The 16,641-nt window shown below is 41.2% G+C and carries 18 protein-coding genes and 1 pseudogene; 12 read left to right on the top strand and 7 right to left on the bottom strand.

Annotated features, from left to right (window positions below; all coding sequences use genetic code 11):
* Window positions 1-51: 51 nt before the first annotated feature.
* The 4 genes and pseudogenes from PRIP_RS06155 (at window position 52) to PRIP_RS17295 (ending at window position 2,716) form a co-directional block, all read left to right on the top strand.
* Window positions 52-1,206, top strand: coding sequence for an aminotransferase class I/II-fold pyridoxal phosphate-dependent enzyme (locus tag PRIP_RS06155; RefSeq protein ID WP_036100164.1), 1,155 nt, complete (start codon window positions 52-54; stop codon window positions 1,204-1,206).
* A 143-nt stretch (window positions 1,207-1,349) separates the two neighbouring features.
* A pseudogene (locus PRIP_RS17915) lies at window positions 1,350-1,610 on the top strand (lipopolysaccharide biosynthesis protein); the annotation flags it as partial.
* 13 nt (window positions 1,611-1,623) lie between these two features.
* Window positions 1,624-2,241 (top strand): oligosaccharide flippase family protein, encoded by a 618-nt coding sequence (locus tag PRIP_RS16195; protein WP_052008752.1) that lies wholly within the window; start codon window positions 1,624-1,626, stop codon window positions 2,239-2,241.
* Complete coding sequence (locus PRIP_RS17295) at window positions 2,147-2,716, top strand: lipopolysaccharide biosynthesis protein (protein WP_149023771.1); 570 nt, start codon at window positions 2,147-2,149, stop codon at window positions 2,714-2,716. The genes PRIP_RS16195 and PRIP_RS17295 overlap by 95 nt, the downstream gene beginning before the upstream one ends.
* A gap of 122 nt (window positions 2,717-2,838) precedes the next feature.
* Here the strand turns inward: PRIP_RS17295 and folP are convergent, their stop codons facing one another.
* Window positions 2,839-3,648: a dihydropteroate synthase gene (gene folP / locus PRIP_RS06145; protein ID WP_036100162.1), complete on the bottom strand. Its 810-nt coding sequence runs from the start codon at window positions 3,646-3,648 to the stop codon at window positions 2,839-2,841.
* 338 nt (window positions 3,649-3,986) lie between these two features.
* Between folP and PRIP_RS06140 the strand changes: the two genes are divergently transcribed.
* The 5 genes from PRIP_RS06140 (at window position 3,987) to PRIP_RS06120 (ending at window position 8,280) form a co-directional block, all read left to right on the top strand.
* Complete coding sequence (locus PRIP_RS06140; RefSeq protein WP_036100161.1) at window positions 3,987-5,168, top strand: iron-containing alcohol dehydrogenase; 1,182 nt, start codon at window positions 3,987-3,989, stop codon at window positions 5,166-5,168.
* An 85-nt stretch (window positions 5,169-5,253) separates the two neighbouring features.
* Window positions 5,254-6,735 carry a peptide MFS transporter gene (locus tag PRIP_RS06135; protein ID WP_036100159.1) on the top strand — a complete coding sequence of 494 codons (1,482 nt, stop codon included), beginning with the start codon at window positions 5,254-5,256 and terminating at the stop codon, window positions 6,733-6,735.
* Window positions 6,736-6,854: 119 nt separating this feature from the next.
* On the top strand, window positions 6,855-7,535 hold the full coding sequence (locus PRIP_RS06130; RefSeq protein ID WP_036100157.1) for a histidine phosphatase family protein: 681 nt from the start codon (window positions 6,855-6,857) through the stop codon (window positions 7,533-7,535).
* A gap of 17 nt (window positions 7,536-7,552) precedes the next feature.
* The gene (locus PRIP_RS06125) at window positions 7,553-7,849 is read left to right on the top strand and encodes a hypothetical protein (protein WP_036100155.1); all 297 of its coding nucleotides are present in this window, start codon (window positions 7,553-7,555) and stop codon (window positions 7,847-7,849) included.
* Between the two features lie 29 nt (window positions 7,850-7,878).
* Window positions 7,879-8,280, top strand: a complete 402-nt coding sequence (locus PRIP_RS06120) for a VOC family protein (RefSeq protein ID WP_036100154.1) — start codon at window positions 7,879-7,881, stop codon at window positions 8,278-8,280.
* Between the two features lie 54 nt (window positions 8,281-8,334).
* On the opposite strand, the gene PRIP_RS06115 is transcribed toward PRIP_RS06120, so the two are convergent.
* The 3 genes from PRIP_RS06115 to PRIP_RS06105 all read right to left on the bottom strand — a co-directional run bounded on the left by PRIP_RS06115 (window position 8,335) and on the right by PRIP_RS06105 (window position 11,561).
* Complete coding sequence (locus PRIP_RS06115; protein ID WP_036100152.1) at window positions 8,335-9,207, bottom strand: hypothetical protein; 873 nt, start codon at window positions 9,205-9,207, stop codon at window positions 8,335-8,337.
* A 212-nt stretch (window positions 9,208-9,419) separates the two neighbouring features.
* Window positions 9,420-10,454, bottom strand: coding sequence for an oxidoreductase (locus tag PRIP_RS06110; protein ID WP_036100150.1), 1,035 nt, complete (start codon window positions 10,452-10,454; stop codon window positions 9,420-9,422).
* A 60-nt stretch (window positions 10,455-10,514) separates the two neighbouring features.
* Window positions 10,515-11,561, bottom strand: a complete 1,047-nt coding sequence (locus PRIP_RS06105) for a lactonase family protein (protein WP_036100148.1) — start codon at window positions 11,559-11,561, stop codon at window positions 10,515-10,517.
* Between the two features lie 179 nt (window positions 11,562-11,740).
* On the opposite strand from PRIP_RS06105, the gene PRIP_RS16185 reads away from it, so the two are divergent.
* Window positions 11,741-12,007 (top strand): LbetaH domain-containing protein, encoded by a 267-nt coding sequence (locus PRIP_RS16185; protein WP_149023770.1) that lies wholly within the window; start codon window positions 11,741-11,743, stop codon window positions 12,005-12,007.
* A 1-nt stretch (window position 12,008) separates the two neighbouring features.
* Here the strand turns inward: PRIP_RS16185 and gdhA are convergent, their stop codons facing one another.
* Window positions 12,009-13,382, bottom strand: a complete 1,374-nt coding sequence (gene gdhA / locus PRIP_RS06095) for an NADP-specific glutamate dehydrogenase (RefSeq protein WP_077912920.1) — start codon at window positions 13,380-13,382, stop codon at window positions 12,009-12,011.
* Window positions 13,383-13,652: 270 nt separating this feature from the next.
* On the opposite strand from gdhA, the gene PRIP_RS06090 reads away from it, so the two are divergent.
* Both PRIP_RS06090 and PRIP_RS06085 read left to right on the top strand, forming a co-directional pair.
* Window positions 13,653-14,438: a 2OG-Fe dioxygenase family protein gene (locus tag PRIP_RS06090; RefSeq protein WP_149023769.1), complete on the top strand. Its 786-nt coding sequence runs from the start codon at window positions 13,653-13,655 to the stop codon at window positions 14,436-14,438.
* A 24-nt stretch (window positions 14,439-14,462) separates the two neighbouring features.
* Window positions 14,463-14,642 (top strand): helix-turn-helix domain-containing protein, encoded by a 180-nt coding sequence (locus PRIP_RS06085; RefSeq protein ID WP_036100147.1) that lies wholly within the window; start codon window positions 14,463-14,465, stop codon window positions 14,640-14,642.
* 586 nt (window positions 14,643-15,228) lie between these two features.
* Here PRIP_RS06085 and hisC read toward each other — a convergent pair.
* Window positions 15,229-16,314 carry a histidinol-phosphate transaminase gene (gene hisC, locus PRIP_RS06080; RefSeq protein WP_036100145.1) on the bottom strand — a complete coding sequence of 362 codons (1,086 nt, stop codon included), beginning with the start codon at window positions 16,312-16,314 and terminating at the stop codon, window positions 15,229-15,231.
* 12 nt (window positions 16,315-16,326) lie between these two features.
* The gene (gene hisE / locus PRIP_RS06075; RefSeq protein ID WP_036087250.1) at window positions 16,327-16,641 is read right to left on the bottom strand and encodes a phosphoribosyl-ATP diphosphatase; all 315 of its coding nucleotides are present in this window, start codon (window positions 16,639-16,641) and stop codon (window positions 16,327-16,329) included.

Below are 16,641 nucleotides of genomic sequence, written 5' to 3'. Positions count from 1 at the left end.
TAAACTAACGGATGTTTTACAAAAAATTGGAAGAGAGAGGACGACTATGTTGTGAATGAAGGAAAAATATTTCTATCACCGCCACATATGGGAGGTAACGAGCAACATTATGTGGATGAAGCATTTAAAACGAATTGGATTGCTCCATTAGGCGCTAACGTCGACCACTTTGAACAAAAAATGAAGTACTATACAAAAGCAGAACACGCCTTAGCGCTTAATTCAGGAACAGCTGCTATCCATTTAGCTTTGATTACCTTAGGCGTGACAAAAGGAGACACTGTTTTTTGCTCGACACTCACTTTTGCGGCGAGTGCGAACCCAATTGTATATGTTGGTGCAGAACCAGTATTTATTGATTCCGATGAAAAATCGTGGAATATGTGTCCGATTGCATTGCAAATCGCGATGGAAGATGCCGTAAAGAAAAATAGATTACCTAAGGCTGTAATAGTCGTACATCTATTAGGATTAGCAGCAGATTTAGACGCAATCCAGTCGATTTGCCAAAAATATGATGTTCCACTAATTGAAGATGCAGCGGAATCCTTAGGTAGCACCTACAAAAATAAAATGACAGGTACATTTGGAGAAATGGGTATCTATTCTTTCAATGGCAATAAAATCATTACTACATCGGGTGGTGGGATGCTTCTTAGCAAGAAAGAGAGCACCCGTAGGAAGGCTTTTAAATTTGCGACACAGGCAAAAGAGGATGCCATGTTTTATTTGCATGAAAAAATTGGCTATAACTACAGGCTAAGTAATGTATTAGCGGGTATCGGAATCGGCCAGATAGAAGTATTGGATAGCCACATTGCCAAACGCCAGGCTATTTTTAAAAGATACGAAGCAGCATTTGCCGAAATTGATGGTGTGTCCATGATGCCAGTTTTAGCTCAAACCGTTCCGAATTGTTGGTTGTCTGCGATTCGATTAGACTTTGAGAAAATAGCGGTATCCACAATGGAAATAGCTCAACGGATGGAAGCCGTTGGGATAGAAGTAAGGATGATGTGGAATCCATTGCATTTGCAACCATCATTTGCAGGTGCAGCGTGTTATCAGGCAAACGAACGAAATGTTAGTGAGCAATTATTCCAAGAAGTATTGTGCTTGCCATCAGGATCGTCAATGTCCGAATCGCAACAACAAGACGTTATTGAAAAACTGCTTACTCAAATGATGGCCGAGTACATTGTATAGTGAGACATAGGACACGCTTTATAGATGCCTATGGAAAACGTATTAATGACTTGAAAGAAAGAGGTATGAAATGAATGAAAAAACAACAAAAAATTGGTAATCATAGATGAAAAACACGTTGACTCGTTTTTTTTTATTTCTCACTTGGGCCAATAGCAGGTGCGATTATCTCTTTTATCACTGTTCCGATTACTACTTATTTTGTATCGCCTGATGAATACGGTAGAGCAAGCATGTTTATTATGGTGCAAACATTTTTAACCGTATATCTTTATTTGGGATTTGACCAAGCATATACACGCGATTACCATGAAAATGAAGATAAGAAAAATTTAATTCAAAATGCGATGTTGATACCTTTATTAATGGCCATATTGCTTAGTATCATTGCGATTTTATTTTAGACAAGAGCTTGCCATGTGGCTTTTTCAAGATGCATCGATGCAATTACCTATTTACTTGCTTTGTGCTAGTATGTTTATGCTTATTTTGGAACGATTTTGTTTGCTAGCTATTCGAATGGATGAGAGGGCGAAACTATATTCATTTCTAACTTTTATTATTCGTGTGTCTGTGCTAGGCATTACTGTTTTGATGATTTTATTTGGAGATAGAGATTTTACGGTAGTTGTTTATGGGACTTTAATTGGTCAGATGCTAGGTGACTGCGTTATCGTGCTGTTATGTTTGCCACTTTTAAATGTAGCTAACTTTAGAATAGATAGGCAAATGATTCGAAAGATGTGGACTTTCGGCTTCCCAATATTTATTGCGCTTGCTATTGAGGCGATTTTTACAATAAGTGATCGCTTTATTATCGGATTACGATCCACATATACGGAGCTGGGTTTATATACGGCAGCTTTTAAAATTGCTAGTTTATTAAAGATTGTGCAGATGAGTTTTACAAGCTTTTGGGTTCCGACAGCGTATCGATGGTATGCAGAAAAAAGAAGTATGGCGCATTTTCAATTGGTTAGTGATTTTGTTGCGGGTGGGTTTTCGTTTCTTTTTTGTGGGGATCCTTATTTTTAAACCGGCTATTATGTTTGTTTTTACGGATTCATACCAAGGGGCAGTCAGTATTTTTCCGTTCCTATGTTTTGTCCCGATTCTCTATACAATTAGTGAAACAACAACTTTGGGGATTGTATTCAGCCGGAAAACATATTTGAACATATATGTTTCGATTGGGGCCATAATTACCAATATAACATTGGCATTGTATTTTGTTCCTTACTACGGGGCAAAAGGAGCGGCGCTTAGTATGGGAATTGCTTATTTTATTTACTATGTATTGCGCTCAGTGCTTTCTAACAGGGAGTGGGAGGGGATTTATCTTACAAAACAGCTATGCACTGTAGCCATTTTATTTTTAGCGGCTTTTTATAATACGTTTTATGATTATTATAGTATTCTAGTAAATATAGGGTTTTTGATTGGAATCGTTTTATTTTATTTACCTCAATTCAGCCAGCTCTGGAACATATATAGGCGTAAAGTATATTGAAAAACACTGGTTTACATGTAAGGTTATATAAAAATTGGATGAAATTAGGATTGCGATGTGTCACTTTTAAAGAAGAGCAGGGCTACTGGACTTGCTCTTCTTTAACCCTATCTGAGGTTGGTTTATAACGGAATTTTTCCCATGATGCCGTCTGTCATACGGGCCATACGATACATTGCTTTAACATCATGCACGCGCACGATGCTACATCCTTTTGAAAGGGCGTATACAGTCGTTGCTCCCGTACCTTCCATTCTTTGGTTTACCGGTAGGTCGAGCACTTTTCCAATGGTAGATTTTCGACTTGCGCCAAGCAGTACTTCGAAATCTAAGGCAACAATTTCATCGATTCGGCGAATTATTTCTAAATCTTGTTCTGGTGTTTTGGCAAATCCGATGCCTGGATCAAGAATAATATTTCTTTTGGCAAGCCCTGCTTTTTGACAAATTTGAACGCTCTCTAGTAAATCTTTTTTTACATCTGTCATGAAATCTGTATAGTCCGTATTTTTTCGATTATGCATTAAGCAAATTGGTAAATCGTATTTTGCAGCAAGTTCTGCAATTTTAGAATCGTATTTTGCGCCCCATTGGTCATTTAAGAAATTAACTCCTGCTAAAATGCCTTCTTCGACAACAGTGCTACGCCAAGAGTCAAGTGAAATCCATATATCAGGTAAAGCTTGGCGTACCGCTTTAATAATAGGGAGGACCCGATGTCTTTCTTCCTCGATGCTAACTTCTGAAAAACCTGGTCGTGTGGATATACCTCCAATGTCAATGATGGAAGCTCCGTTATTTGCCATATCAATTGCGCGGGCAACGGCGTGTTGTGTGTTTAAATATTTTCCTCCATCAAAAAAAGAATCGGGAGTGACATTTAAAATCCCCATTATTAGGCTGAAATTATGTTTTTTCCATTTTTTATGCATTTTATACTCCTTTCTCTTACATAAATAGCCGTCAACAGAAGGGAACCATTGACGGCCAACAAGCATGTACTCTATAGGTGTAAGGGATGAAGAGGTCTATCTATAGAATACTAAATATAAGTGGTTTTGTCTGTAGACTTTATGTGGACAAATTAAGGAAAATATTCTCAAAGAAAACGTTTTCTTTAGAGTGACCCGAAAAAAAGTGAAGACAGGATTCATTTGCTGATATTGGCAAGTGTAGTCATTTGTAATAATGGGTATATAAGTGTAAAGTATTGGTGTAAAACAAAGAAAAGCACCACAATACAAAATTAAAAAAGCGAGGTAAGGACAAAATGAATAAAGAAATTGCAAATTTTGATTATTACAATCCAACGCGTATCGTATTTGGGAAAGATCGAATCAAGGAACTTAGCACGCTTGTACCAACGGATAAGAAAGTACTTGTTTTATATGGTGGCGGTAGTGTGGAACGCTTTGGGACACTTGCGAAAGTGCGCGAGGCTTTAAGTGGGCATACATTTGGTGAGTTCGGTGGGATTGAGGCAAACCCTACTTATGAAACGTTAATTAAAGCGGTGAAATTAGTAAAAGCTGAAGGTTTTGATTACTTACTTGCTGTCGGTGGCGGATCTGTTATTGACGGAACGAAATTCATTGCGGCTGCAGCACTTTTCGATGAAGAGCCAATTCATATTTTCGGTAGTGGCATTGGAAAAGGCATTCCGATTACGAAAGCATTGCCGTTTGGTACCGTCTTAACGCTTCCTGCGACTGGCTCTGAAATGAACAGTGGCGGCGTTGTCAGCATTGTTGCGAAAAAAGCAAAGCTTGGTTTTGGTAGTGCGGTTACTTTCCCGCAGTTCTCGATTCTTGAGCCAGAGCTTACGTATACGTTGCCAAAACGTCAATTGGCGAACGGTGTTATTGATTCGTTTGTGCATATTATGGAACAATATATGACGTATCCAGTTGGTGCGATGGTGCAAGATCGTTTTGCGGAAGGGCTGCTTGAAACGTTGATTGAAATTGGTCCTGATGTTGTAGATGAGTCGAACCATGATTATAATTTACGTGCAAACTTCATGTGGACAGCGACTTATGCGCTTAATGGAACGCTAAATAAAGGGGTCCCTGGTGACTGGGCGAGTCATGGTTTAGGTCATGAAATTACGGCGCTTTATCATATTGACCATGCGCGGACGCTTGCGATTGTTTTACCTTCGTTGCTTGAAGTTCGTAAAGAGCAGAAATACGGCAAGTTATTGCAATACGCAGAACGGGTATGGCATATTACCGAAGGAACTGACGATGAAAAAGTACAGACAGCGATTGATAAAACGCGTGCTTTCTTTGAATCTCTAGGTGCTCCGACGCATTTTAGCGATTATGAGCTGGGGGAAGAAGTGGTGGATGCGCTTGTTTCACAATTGGAAAGCCATGGTTTGACGGCAATTTCCGAACGTGGAGATCAGACGCTAGAAGTAAGCCGTGAAATTTACAAAAACGCATTATAAGATAATCATTTGAAACTCTGGAGTATGCTTCTTTGTTAGCTGAGCATGCTCTGGAGTGTATTTTAATAGGGAAGAGGGGAGTACGATGGCGATAAAAGATAGTAGTAGCAAAACTTTTTTTGGGCATCCGCGAGGACTGGCAACGCTGTTTTTCACTGAATTTTGGGAACGTTTTTCTTACTACGGGATGCGTGCAATTCTTATTTATTATATGTATACGGCGGTTGTGGACGGTGGGCTTGGTTTTTCTCAGGCTACTGCGACGGCGATTATGTCGATTTACGGCTCACTTGTTTATATGTCGGGTGTCATTGGGGGCTGGACGGCTGACCGAATTTTAGGGCCGCGACGGACGATTTTTTATGGTGGCGTTTTGATTATGGTAGGGCACATTGCGCTGTCATTTCCGGGGGGCGCGACGGCATTATTTGTATCGATGTTCTTTATCATTATTGGAACGGGATTTTTGAAACCTAATGTGTCAAACGTTGTTGGGGATTTGTATCCAGAGAAGGATCAACGGCGGGATGCTGGTTTTAGTATTTTTTATATGGGGATTAACTTGGGAGCATTTATTGCACCATTTATTGTGACATCTGTTTCTAGTTCAGCAGGCAGTTATCATGCTGGATTTGGTGTGGCTGCAGTTGGTATGGCGGTCGGTCTGATTGTATATGTTATTACTGGAAAAATGTATTTGCGCGATGCTGGAAAAAAAGTTCCGAATCCACTAAAGAGTGCAGAAAAGAAGAAAATGTCTGGGCTTGCTCTTGGATTAGCTCTTGGAATTGCAGCAATTTTCACGGTTATCGGTTTGCTTCAAGGGGAATATTCGTTAGAAACGGTTATCATGACGGTGACGGTGCTTGGTGTTATTATTCCGCTTCTGTATTTTATCGTGATGATGACAAGTAAGAAAACAACAAAAGACGAGCGGGCGCGCTTAACTGCATACATACCGCTGTTTTTGATTTCTGTTATGTTTTGGATGATTGAGGAGCAAGGATCAACAACGCTTGCTCTGTTTGCAGCGAATCGGACGGATTTAAGTGTTGGAGGTTTTACGTTAAATCCGGGTATATTCCAATCGCTGAATCCGATGTTTATCATTATTCTATCACCGATTTTCGCATGGATTTGGACGAAGATGGGAAAACGGCAACCAGGAACGCCACGTAAGTTCGCGTTAGGGCTATTTTTTGCAGGGTTATCGTTTGTAATCATGATGTTGCCAGGGATTTTAGCTGGTAATACGACGACTGCTGTAAGCCCGCTTTGGCTTGTATTTAGCTTCTTCATTTGTATCGTCGGGGAAATGTGTTTATCACCAGTAGGCCTTTCCGCTACAACAAAACTGGCACCGGCTGCCTTTGCATCACAAACCATGAGTGTCTGGTTCTTATCTGATTCGATGGCACAGGCGTTCAACGCGCAAGCAACCCAATTTTTCAATGCAGATACGGAAATTTTGTACTTCGGTATTTTTGGATTTGGTGCTGTGGCTTTCGCGATTCTGTTATTTTTAAGTGCACCACTTTTGAAAAAATATATGCGTGGTGTTGATTAATGACATTGATTTGGCGTTTTCTTGCGGGAAAACGCCATTTTGGTAATATGAGAATTGCAAAACATGGCTCAGCTTGATACACTGAGAATATAATTGAAAGAATGGCGGTGCAAAAGGGAATGAGTAATAAGGTAACTTTATATGTCACGCGGCATGGAAAGACCATGTTAAATACGATTGATCGAGTTCAAGGATGGGCGGATAGTCCGCTTACAGAAGCCGGAATCATTGTTGCAGAACAGCTTGGGCGTGGCTTAGCAGGTACGAAATTCGAAGCGGTATATACGAGTGACCGTGGACGCACGATTGAAACGGCGGATATTGTGATGCGACATGCAGCATTTGAATTGCCTTTAAATCAGTTAAAAGGGTTGCGCGAGTTCGGTTTTGGAAAGTTTGAAGGGGAACTGAATCGGGTGATGTGGGAAAAGGCTTGTGAGGTACACGGTTTTCCGACGGTGGAAGCATTTTTTGAAGTACATAAGCATGATGCACCTCGATTAATGATTGATATGGTTGCGGAAATGGACGAAACAGGCATGGCGGAGAATTGGGATATTTTCACGAACCGATTACTTGCTTCGCTGGACTTGATTTGTAGTGAAGTAACGAACGGCAATGTGTTAGTTGTTTGTCACGGTATGGTAATTAATATTTTGCTATCACTCCTAGATCCTGATTCCGTTGCTGTGCCAATTGAAAACGCTAGTGTCACAAAAATTAGCTTTGAAAATGGTAATTACACAGTAGAGTCCGCAAACGATATGCAATATGTGGCTCGTGGTGTCATTAAAAATTAGGATAAGGGATGAAGAACATGGAAGATGCACCGATCAAAAAACGAACAACTTTCTTAGGCTTTTTAGCATTTTTACTAGGGATTCTGTGTATTGTAATGATTTTTATAAAACCTGTGGAGTTTGGTATTGTCACGGCAGGTAATTGGTTTATTGTTATTTTTGGTGTCGCGGTTCTTACGCTGATTGTGTCGTTAATAGGGATTACAAAAGAGACAGAGCGTAATTTTCTCCCAGTGATTGGTTTTATTATTTCAATGGGGTATATTGTGTTTTGGCTGGTGTTTTTCTTGTTAATATTGATGGGCGTAATGTAGCGAATAAATAGAAGATGGAGGAATGAGACATGTACAAACCAGAGAAATCCGTTTCTACTTTTTTAACATTTAGTGGGGATGCAGAAGAAGCAATGGCCTTTTATTTAAGCCAGTTTCCAGAGGCTGTGGAGAAAAGTAAAGTATATATTGGGGAAGAAGATCGTGGTGAGACAGGCAAACTGTTGAATGGCACGTTCGAACTTCGCGGACAGTCTTTCATGGTCATGGATATGGAAAAAGAATACGCACCAGCCTTTTCTTGGGCAGCATCGATTCTTGTGCATTGCACGGATGAAGCCGAATTTGACCGCTTATTTGCATCATTTGCAGAAGGTGGCTCAGTTATGATGGGGCCAGAAGCAATAGGCCCATTTAAAAAAGTAACATGGATCACGGATAAGTTCGGTGTGACATGGCAATTTGTTTGGTAAATTAGCAAAAAACCACCGCCTGCATGTGTTGCAAGTGGTGGTTTTTAAGTTGCATTATCTCGATGAAAGCACTGTAAATGTGAGTGGCTCACGTATATGACTGAAATCGTCTACCATAGTAGCGGTTAATGTCGTTCCGGCTTTTAATGTTGTTCCTAATTTAACGTGTACGATACCGGCTGAATCGGCCCAGTGATTTGTCCCAAGTAGTGTTACCCTTGCGTAAGGAGTCGCAATAAAGAAAATATCTTTGCTTTGATCTGTAACTGTTTGTACTAATTGGGGTCCTTTTGGTAGTGATCCAGGATTAGGCGTGGTAACTTTGTAGACTGGACTACTTAAAGTATGTGAATAGCCATTGTTAATGGAGGTTACTCGCACGGAAACATTGCTTCCTTGAGGGATATGGATATGTGGTGCAATATTCCATTGTCCGTAGCCGAATGAAAGTGCGGAGCCCGCAGGTTGCCCATTTACTAGAAGTGTCACTTGAGAATTTGGTCGTGTGCTACCAAATACACGTGTTGCTCCAGGTGCTACCAATGGATCTATTGTAGTCCCACTTGCTACGGTGTATACTCTGGCGGCACTACTTGCACCTGATGAGGTTGAGATGAACTGAGTAACAACCTTATCACCTACGTCTAAATAATTAGGTAAATGAATATGAAAAACACCATTAGTATTTTCTCTGAAGTATTGTCCATTTACAACTAGTATAGCATTTGATGGACCAATAAATGTTGCTTCTTTACTACTATCAAGTATATTTCCAGCTAAAAAAGGTACCACGTTTTGTATAGGATCTTGTCCAACGCCTACGATATCCGCGTCTATAGCAGCCTGAGATGCAATCGGACTACTTAAAGTGATTCCTCCTAGTGTGATTCCTATTCCTGCAGCGACAATCAGCATTCTTTTTTTCATGTATTCCACTCCTTTTTCCATTTGATATTATAATTATACCATTTATTCACTTGTAAATTGTTACATAAAAACGAATTTTTATTACATCGATATGGATATTGAGAGCGTTTTCTTTGGTGAATAGGCAAGTATTGCAAAGTAGAGATGAACACTACTATAAAAAAGCCCTTATCTGATGAGAAACGCACCAGATAAGAGCAAAAATAATCTATCTATAAAGATATGACGCGTGGATTTTTTGCTGTGAAGCCTTGTTCTAAAATCGTCATATTGGTAAGTGTCTCGTTATCAGAGACTAATTTTGTGGCGTTGTTTAAAATAGCCTCATGTAGCTGATCATAAAGACGGCCGTAGTCACCGAGTGGTGTAGGTACAGTTTCTTGTACGGTTTCGCCAGCATCATTAACATAGACGAGTGTGCCATAATGACTCTCAGGATCAACGCCAAAATCTACATCACCAGGCATTACACCAGCTTTTAGACACGTTTCCTGCTGATCAATACCATATTTTACAAAGCTGCCTTTTGTACCGTGAAGAATGAATTTTGGATAAGGAATATTCACCAAATGGCTCGTTTTCACAATTGTTTTATGTTTCGGATAAAAGAATTGAACTTCAAAAGTATCGTCAGGATTTCCTGGATTACGGACAGAACGAATGTCGTAGCTAACTTCGTCAGGGCGTCCGAATAAATCAATTACTTGATCCATCATGTGAACACCAAGCCCATAAAAAGCACCATCATAATTCTCTCCGTCAAAGCTTGGCGCCTCAGGACGATAATAGTCCATGTGCGATTCTAACTCTACAAGATCGCCTAATTTACCACTTGCCAAAACTTCTTTCACCGCCAAGAAATCACTATCAAAACGGCGGTTTTGGTAAGCCATTGCAATGAGTCCTTTCGATTTCGCCAATGCAAAAAGTTCCGCTGCTTCCTCCGCAGTTGTACAGAATGGTTTTTCAACAAGAACATTTTTGCCGCTTTCCAACACTTTTTTCGCTAGTTCATAATGTGTATTTGCGGGCGTGCAGATGCTAACGAGCTGAATTTCTGTATCTTGCAAAAGCTCATCCAGATGATCTGTAAACTGAATCTCATATTTCGCGTAATCCGCTTCTAGTTCTGGCTTACGTCTGTGATTGTAGATTGTTTTAATGCGAATATTATCGCGAATTAATGTATACGGCATGTGATACCGCGTCGTACTTTTCCCAAAACCAATATAACCCATTGTAAGCATACTAATTCCTCCTTAAAAGAGACTCCAAACGTATTGTCCGCGTGAGGAGCCTCTTCTTTTTTATTCGTTAATGAATTTCACGCAAACCGGTTCAGGAACGTGAATGTCTTTTTGTAGTAAAGTAAGAGCGCCTGTTTCTTGATTTACGCCGAAAACAGTAACGTTGTTCGTGTTTTCATTAGAGACAAGTAGAATTTCGCCAGTTGGATCAAGGTCGAAATCGCGAGGGCCAACGCCTTCCACAGGAGTAGTTGCCGCTAAGCTCAATTTTCCTTCTTCATCAATCGCAAAAGTAACAACCGCATCTTGTCCACGGTTAGAAACATAAAGGAAACGTCCATCATTAGAAATATGAATCGCGCTACCTTTGTTTTCGCCTTCAAAATCAGCAGGTAAAGACGGGATACTTTGCATTTCTGTTAACGCGCCAGTAGCTTCATCATAAGCCGCCACAACAACGTCTGCCGCCATTTCAGTCATGATATAAGCAATACTAGCTTTTGGATGGAAAACAAGGTTACGAGGACCGCTACCAGCTTTCACTTTTAAATCGCTTACCTTTTCAAGAACGCCATTTTTGATTGCGTACGTTGTGACGAAATCTGTTCCAAGATCGCACGTAATCACGTATTTTTCGTCAGGTGTAAAACCAGCGAAGTGAGCATGCGCTTTTTCTTGACGCTCTGGGTTAACGCCTTTACCAATGTGTTGCACCTCAGAACTAGCTTCTTTTAGCGCACCTTTATATGTTGGATAAGCAATGATGGTTCCTAAGTGGTAATTCGCCGAAACAACATAATCGCCATCACGAGAAGAGTCCACGTAACAAGGCGGGTTTCCAGCTTTCACTTCTTGATTTAACAATTCTAGCGAACCATCTTCTTGGATTTTAAAAGCAGCAACGCCACCTTTATCGCCATCTTTTGCAACGGAGTAAATATATTTTTGATTTTCTGTTATTTTCAAGTAGGTTGGGTTATCCATCTTGCCAGCCAATTTATTTTGCGTAATCTCACCAGTTTTTTTATCGATGTGAAGACGGTAAATCCCTTCACTTTCTACTTTGGTGTATGTACCAATGTAGGCAATCGCTTCTTTGTTAGCCATTCATAATTCCTCCTTAAGCTTTCTATTCTCTCTCATTATAGCACAGCCAGAGAAAAGTATAGGCTTATGAAGTTTTGTTGCATTAATGTTACAAAAAATTCAAAACTGAAATAAAAGTTGTAATTATTCATCCGACGGCATTTGTTGAAGGAACGGTAGAAATCGGCGAGGGTAGCTTGGTGATGGCAGGTTCGATTGTTCAAGCGAATACGGTGCATGTGATTGTCAACAGTGGCGCGACGGTAGAACACGACATCTCGGTTGGTAATTTTGTTCACTTTGCTCCTGGAAGTGTTGTGGTGCCGAATATTAGTATTGGAGCGAATGTCGTTGTCGTCGCAGAAAGTATACTGACACGTAATATCGAGTCGAACACAGTAGAAGACAGCAGAAAAAAGAACCGAATAGTGAGGGAGACACCCCGTCATTATTCGGTCTTTTTGTAGTTTAGATAATACCTTCTGTCAACATGCTATCTGCAACTTTAAGGAAGCCAGCGATGTTAGAACCAACAACGAGATTTCCTTCTGCATCATACGCGGACGCTGTAGCACTAGCATTTTTGTAAATGTTTTTCATAATGGATTTCAAGTGAGAATCAACTTCTTCAAAAGTCCAGCTCATACGGATACTGTTTTGCGCCATTTCCAGTGCGGATACGGCAACTCCACCAGCATTGGCGGCTTTTGCAGGTCCGAATAATACGCCGTTTTCTTGGAAGACAGCTACCGCGTCAAGTGTAGACGGCATGTTCGCGCCTTCTGCGACAGCGATGACACCGTTTTTAACAAGCTCTGCTGCTTGATCGGCATTGATTTCGTTTTGCGTTGCGCAAGGTAAGGCGATATCGCAAGCTATTGACCAAATGTCGCCGTTTGCCACAAAAGTAGCGTCTGAATGGTGTGTTGTGTATTCGCTAATCCGTTTACGTTCTTGTTCTTTTAGTTGTTTTACTGTTGCGACGTTAATACCGTTTTCATCTAGGATATAGCCGCTTGAATCGCTACATGCGATGACTGTTGCGCCAAGTTCGTGAGCTTTTTCGATGGCATAAATGGCTACGTTACCTGATCCGGAAACGACGACTTTTTTGCCTTTTAAGGAATCATTTTTGTCTTGGAGCATTTCTTGTGTGAAGTAGACTACGCCGTAACCTGTGGCTTCGGTACGTGTTAAACTTCCGCCGTAGTTCAAACCTTTTCCTGTTAATGTGCCGGCATCAAACGCGTTTAGGCGCTTATATTGACCGAATAGGAAACCAATTTCGCGGGCACCAACACCGATGTCGCCTGCTGGAACGTCTGTATTGGGACCGATATATTTCTGTAACTCGGACATGAAGCTTTGGCAAAAACGCATAACTTCGTTGTCTGTTTTACCTTTAGGATCAAAGTCGGAGCCACCTTTACCGCCGCCGATTGGGAGGCCTGTTAGGGAGTTTTTAAAAATTTGCTCGAATCCAAGAAATTTGACAATGCTGCCGTTTACCGATGGGTGGAAACGCAAGCCGCCTTTGTATGGACCGATAGCGCTATTGAATTGTACGCGGAAACCACGATTGACTTGTACATTGCCATTATCGTCTACCCAAGGCACACGGAATGTAATAAGTCGTTCAGGCTCGGTCAATCTTTCTAAAATTCCAGCAGCCTCGTATTTCGGCTCTTTTGCTAAGACAGGAACTAACGATTGTAAAAATTCCTCTACTGCTTGGTGAAACTCGCTCTCAGAAGGATTGCGTTTTTTTATTATTTCAAAGATACGTGCTGTGTAGCTTTCTGCTGCCTCTACTTCTTTTGTCACTGTTGCTTGTTGTACCATATTGAATCGCTCCCCATATTCTTATTTTAAGTGAGAATAAATATACCATGGAGTGTAAGATTATAGTCCATGTATTTTCTTTGTTTTCAGGAAAAGGTTATTCTGAAATTTCACTTATAATGTTAGTTTACATGAAATACGCTGAGGATACAAGGCAAAAAAAATAATTTTTCAGATTCTTTTAATAAGATGCGCAATTTATAAACGCTTTCTTTGAGTTGGGACAAAATGTTACAATAATGAGGAGTTTAAAAGAAAAGAGGAATCGTTGTGTACAAAGAAGAAATGTTAGAAAAAGGATATATACGTTTTGATGCGGGTGAGGATATTGCTAGTCTATATAATAAGGACATGACATGGGTGGAAAGTCAGTTCGCCGAGATTGAAGCAGCTTTTGAAAACTTGCCAACGGATGCTTACGCGTCTGGACTTCATCGGTATCGTCGTTTTTCGCGTGCAGTTATTTTACCATGGTCAAATCAAGTGGAATGGTTGCCTGCGATGGTGAAAGAGGACGGGGAAGAAGTTGCGGAGTACTTTCAAGGAGCGTTTAATCCAGAGTTTCCCGACGCGTATCGTAGTTTTCCGATGCTTGAGCAAGCGATGTTGGATAATGAGCTTTTGAAGAAGATGATTCAATTTGACTTTGCACAGACGTATTGGGACAAGCGGGATATGGTGATGCCGATCAATGTTGGTGTGCATTTCGTGAAGTTGAAAGTGGAACGTGATGGGGAAGAGGCGGTTTCTTCGCCGAACTGTTTGCATCGGGACGGCGAGCCATTTACGTTTGCGCATTTAGTGAAACGTCAGAATGTGAACGGTGGACAAAATGTGATTGCGACGATTGATGATGTGGATCAGTTCCCAGAAGCGATGGATGCGCGTCATATTTTTGCTGATTTTACATTGACGAAAGCGTTGGAATCTTATGGCGTGGCGGATGAGTCTGTGAGCCATTACGTAAGTTCGGTGCATAAAGGTGAGCAAGACGAACCGGCCGAGCGTTCGATGATTTTGATAGACTATCAGCCGACTGTTGTAAAGCCTCTATAAAATAAAGCAAAAAGGGAGAGCAGAATGGAGACAAAACTGCTTTACGAGGAAGATTTGGCAACTTATTTAGGAATTAGTGATGAAGAACTAGCGAAATTGCAGAAGCAAGGAAATTTACCAACAATCACGATAGATGGGACGAAATATTACTCTAAAGTGAGCATTGATAAATGGATTGAGGATAATGTCGGTAAATCGTTTTAGCAATAAAAAAACACACGCCGGGGAAGCGTGTGCAAGTAGGGAGTTATAGGAGGTTGTGGGGCGGCGATATTAAAAGGGATATCAGGGAATTAAATATGGTATAGGGATGTATTCGTTGTACATGAGCAAAGCGAGTCATGCTCACAGTAGTTGGAATAAGGGATGAGTTTTCTTTGAAGTGTGTATTAGGCTTTAAAGAAAGCTCATTTTATTTATCGCCACTGGCCACGTCATCTCGGGGAAAGATGACTTCTCCAATACATTAAGTATAGCGTGTAACTAGATTTCAAAACATCGCTTTGGCTTACAATTTCGAAGTGCAAAGTGACAATTTTGTCAGGAAGTAGATATTAGATTAAAATGGGATGAGAGTAAGGTTAGACAGTGATTACGAGGCGGAAAAATAGGTTCCGATGAAGGAACCTATCCATCAAGTTGATGCACGGAATTTATCTGTTTTTTTTCGAAAGTATAGAGACAAGGGGTTTTATTCCAACTCGGCAAGCATGTCACAATTTGTAGCCGGGATTCGTTTTATACGTGTTTTCAGACGTATTTATGCGCCCTTCATGAGAAGTACGTGTAATTATTTGTTATCCAAAATCGAGGCCAGCGCTTGTATACAGCCATCATTTTCGCTTTTGGAGCCGATTGTGATACGAAGCCAATTTGGTTTTAAGCCTGCGCGGACGATGTAGCCTTTTTGCAAAAGTTGATTGAAAAGCTCGGTCGCATCGCGTTCGACGTTAAAGAAAATGAAATTGGCGTCGGATTTGTAATAGGATAGACCGCGCTTATCTAGGAATTCATACCATTGTTGTAATCCTGCACTGTTTGCCTGTACGCATGTGTCAACGAAATGTTGGTCGTTTAATGCGGCGATTGCGGCGGATTGGGCGATGGATGATGTATTGAACGGGAGCCGGACGATGTTGAATGCGTCTTGGAGCGCTTCTGGGATAATCGCGTATCCGATGCGTAAGCCCGCGAGACCGTAGATTTTGGAAAAGGTGCGCATAATGATAAGGTTCGGAAAACGGTCGAGTAGCGCTAGTGTATCTGGATATTCTTCGGAAGTCGCGTATTCGAAGTAAGCCTCGTCGCTGATAACAAGGACATTTTTCGGAACGGCTTCTAAGAGCGCGAGTACTTCGGCTTGGCTAGAAATCGTGCCGGTCGGGTTGTTCGGATTGCATAGCCAGATGATTTTTGTTCGTGCATTCACGGCGTTAGCCATTGCCGTAAGGTCGGATTTCCCAGTTGTTTCATCGACAGGAATGCGAATCGTTTTGGCACCTTCAATCGTCGCATGCAAGGAATATTGCGAAAAAGTCGGAGCGGCTTCAATAATCGTATCACCGGGTGTCAAAACGGCGCGGGAAATAATTTGGATGACATCATCAAGACCTGAGCCAAGCAGAATTTGATTGGTTGGGACATCATGAAATGCCGCAATCGCTTCACGCAAAATACGACCAGCACCGTCGGGATAATACGATAAGTCAATATCACCTGCTTTTAGTAGTTTGGTGACGGCTTTAGATGTACCGAATGGGTTTTCGTTGGATGCTAGTTTGTAGATTTTCTCAAGACCGAGTTCGCGGCGAACTTCTTCCAGCGGTTTGCCGGGTTTGTATGCGGACAATGCGTCCAAAGCTGGTTTTGTTTGCATGAATAAACCTCCTTATAATTCGTCGATTGGCTTGCGGTCTTTTGTGACGCTGAGCTTGCCTTCGCGTTTTTCAAGTTCGCGTTCGATGTCTGCTGGCGTTAGCCCTTGTTCTGCGAGCAAGACGAGGACGTGGTATGTCAAATCGGCAAGTTCTGACGTGAGCTCTGCTTTGTCCTGATTTTTAGCAGCAATCACGACTTCCGTTGCCTCTTCACCTACTTTTTTCAAAATTTTATCGAGTCCGCGGTCCAATAAATAATTCGTATAGGAGCCTTCTTTCGGTGTAGTTTTGCGGTCATTGATTTGGTCGTAGAGTTCGTTTAGAAT

It is taken from the genome of Paenilisteria riparia FSL S10-1204, assembly GCF_000525995.1.
GTDB classification, from domain to species: Bacteria; Bacillota; Bacilli; order Lactobacillales; family Listeriaceae; genus Listeria_A; species Listeria_A riparia.
This window is presented reverse-complemented; position numbering and strand designations above follow the sequence as displayed.

What these genes read in the sequence shown, in the direction of transcription:
- PRIP_RS16195 (WP_052008752.1), top strand. Translation starts at nt 1,624, where the DNA reads ATGTGGCTTTTTCAAGATGCATCGATGCAATTACCTATTTACTTGCTT.
- PRIP_RS17295 (WP_149023771.1), top strand. Translation starts at nt 2,147, where the DNA reads ATGCAGAAAAAAGAAGTATGGCGCATTTTCAATTGGTTAGTGATTTTG.
- folP (WP_036100162.1), bottom strand. Translation starts at nt 3,648, where the DNA reads ATGCATAAAAAATGGAAAAAACATAATTTCAGCCTAATAATGGGGATT.
- PRIP_RS06140 (WP_036100161.1), top strand. Translation starts at nt 3,987, where the DNA reads ATGAATAAAGAAATTGCAAATTTTGATTATTACAATCCAACGCGTATC.
- PRIP_RS06135 (WP_036100159.1), top strand. Translation starts at nt 5,254, where the DNA reads ATGGCGATAAAAGATAGTAGTAGCAAAACTTTTTTTGGGCATCCGCGA.
- PRIP_RS06130 (WP_036100157.1), top strand. Translation starts at nt 6,855, where the DNA reads ATGAGTAATAAGGTAACTTTATATGTCACGCGGCATGGAAAGACCATG.
- PRIP_RS06125 (WP_036100155.1), top strand. Translation starts at nt 7,553, where the DNA reads ATGGAAGATGCACCGATCAAAAAACGAACAACTTTCTTAGGCTTTTTA.
- PRIP_RS06120 (WP_036100154.1), top strand. Translation starts at nt 7,879, where the DNA reads ATGTACAAACCAGAGAAATCCGTTTCTACTTTTTTAACATTTAGTGGG.
- PRIP_RS06115 (WP_036100152.1), bottom strand. Translation starts at nt 9,207, where the DNA reads ATGAAAAAAAGAATGCTGATTGTCGCTGCAGGAATAGGAATCACACTA.
- PRIP_RS06110 (WP_036100150.1), bottom strand. Translation starts at nt 10,454, where the DNA reads ATGCTTACAATGGGTTATATTGGTTTTGGGAAAAGTACGACGCGGTAT.
- PRIP_RS06105 (WP_036100148.1), bottom strand. Translation starts at nt 11,561, where the DNA reads ATGGCTAACAAAGAAGCGATTGCCTACATTGGTACATACACCAAAGTA.
- gdhA (WP_077912920.1), bottom strand. Translation starts at nt 13,382, where the DNA reads ATGGTACAACAAGCAACAGTGACAAAAGAAGTAGAGGCAGCAGAAAGC.
- PRIP_RS06085 (WP_036100147.1), top strand. Translation starts at nt 14,463, where the DNA reads ATGGAGACAAAACTGCTTTACGAGGAAGATTTGGCAACTTATTTAGGA.
- hisC (WP_036100145.1), bottom strand. Translation starts at nt 16,314, where the DNA reads ATGCAAACAAAACCAGCTTTGGACGCATTGTCCGCATACAAACCCGGC.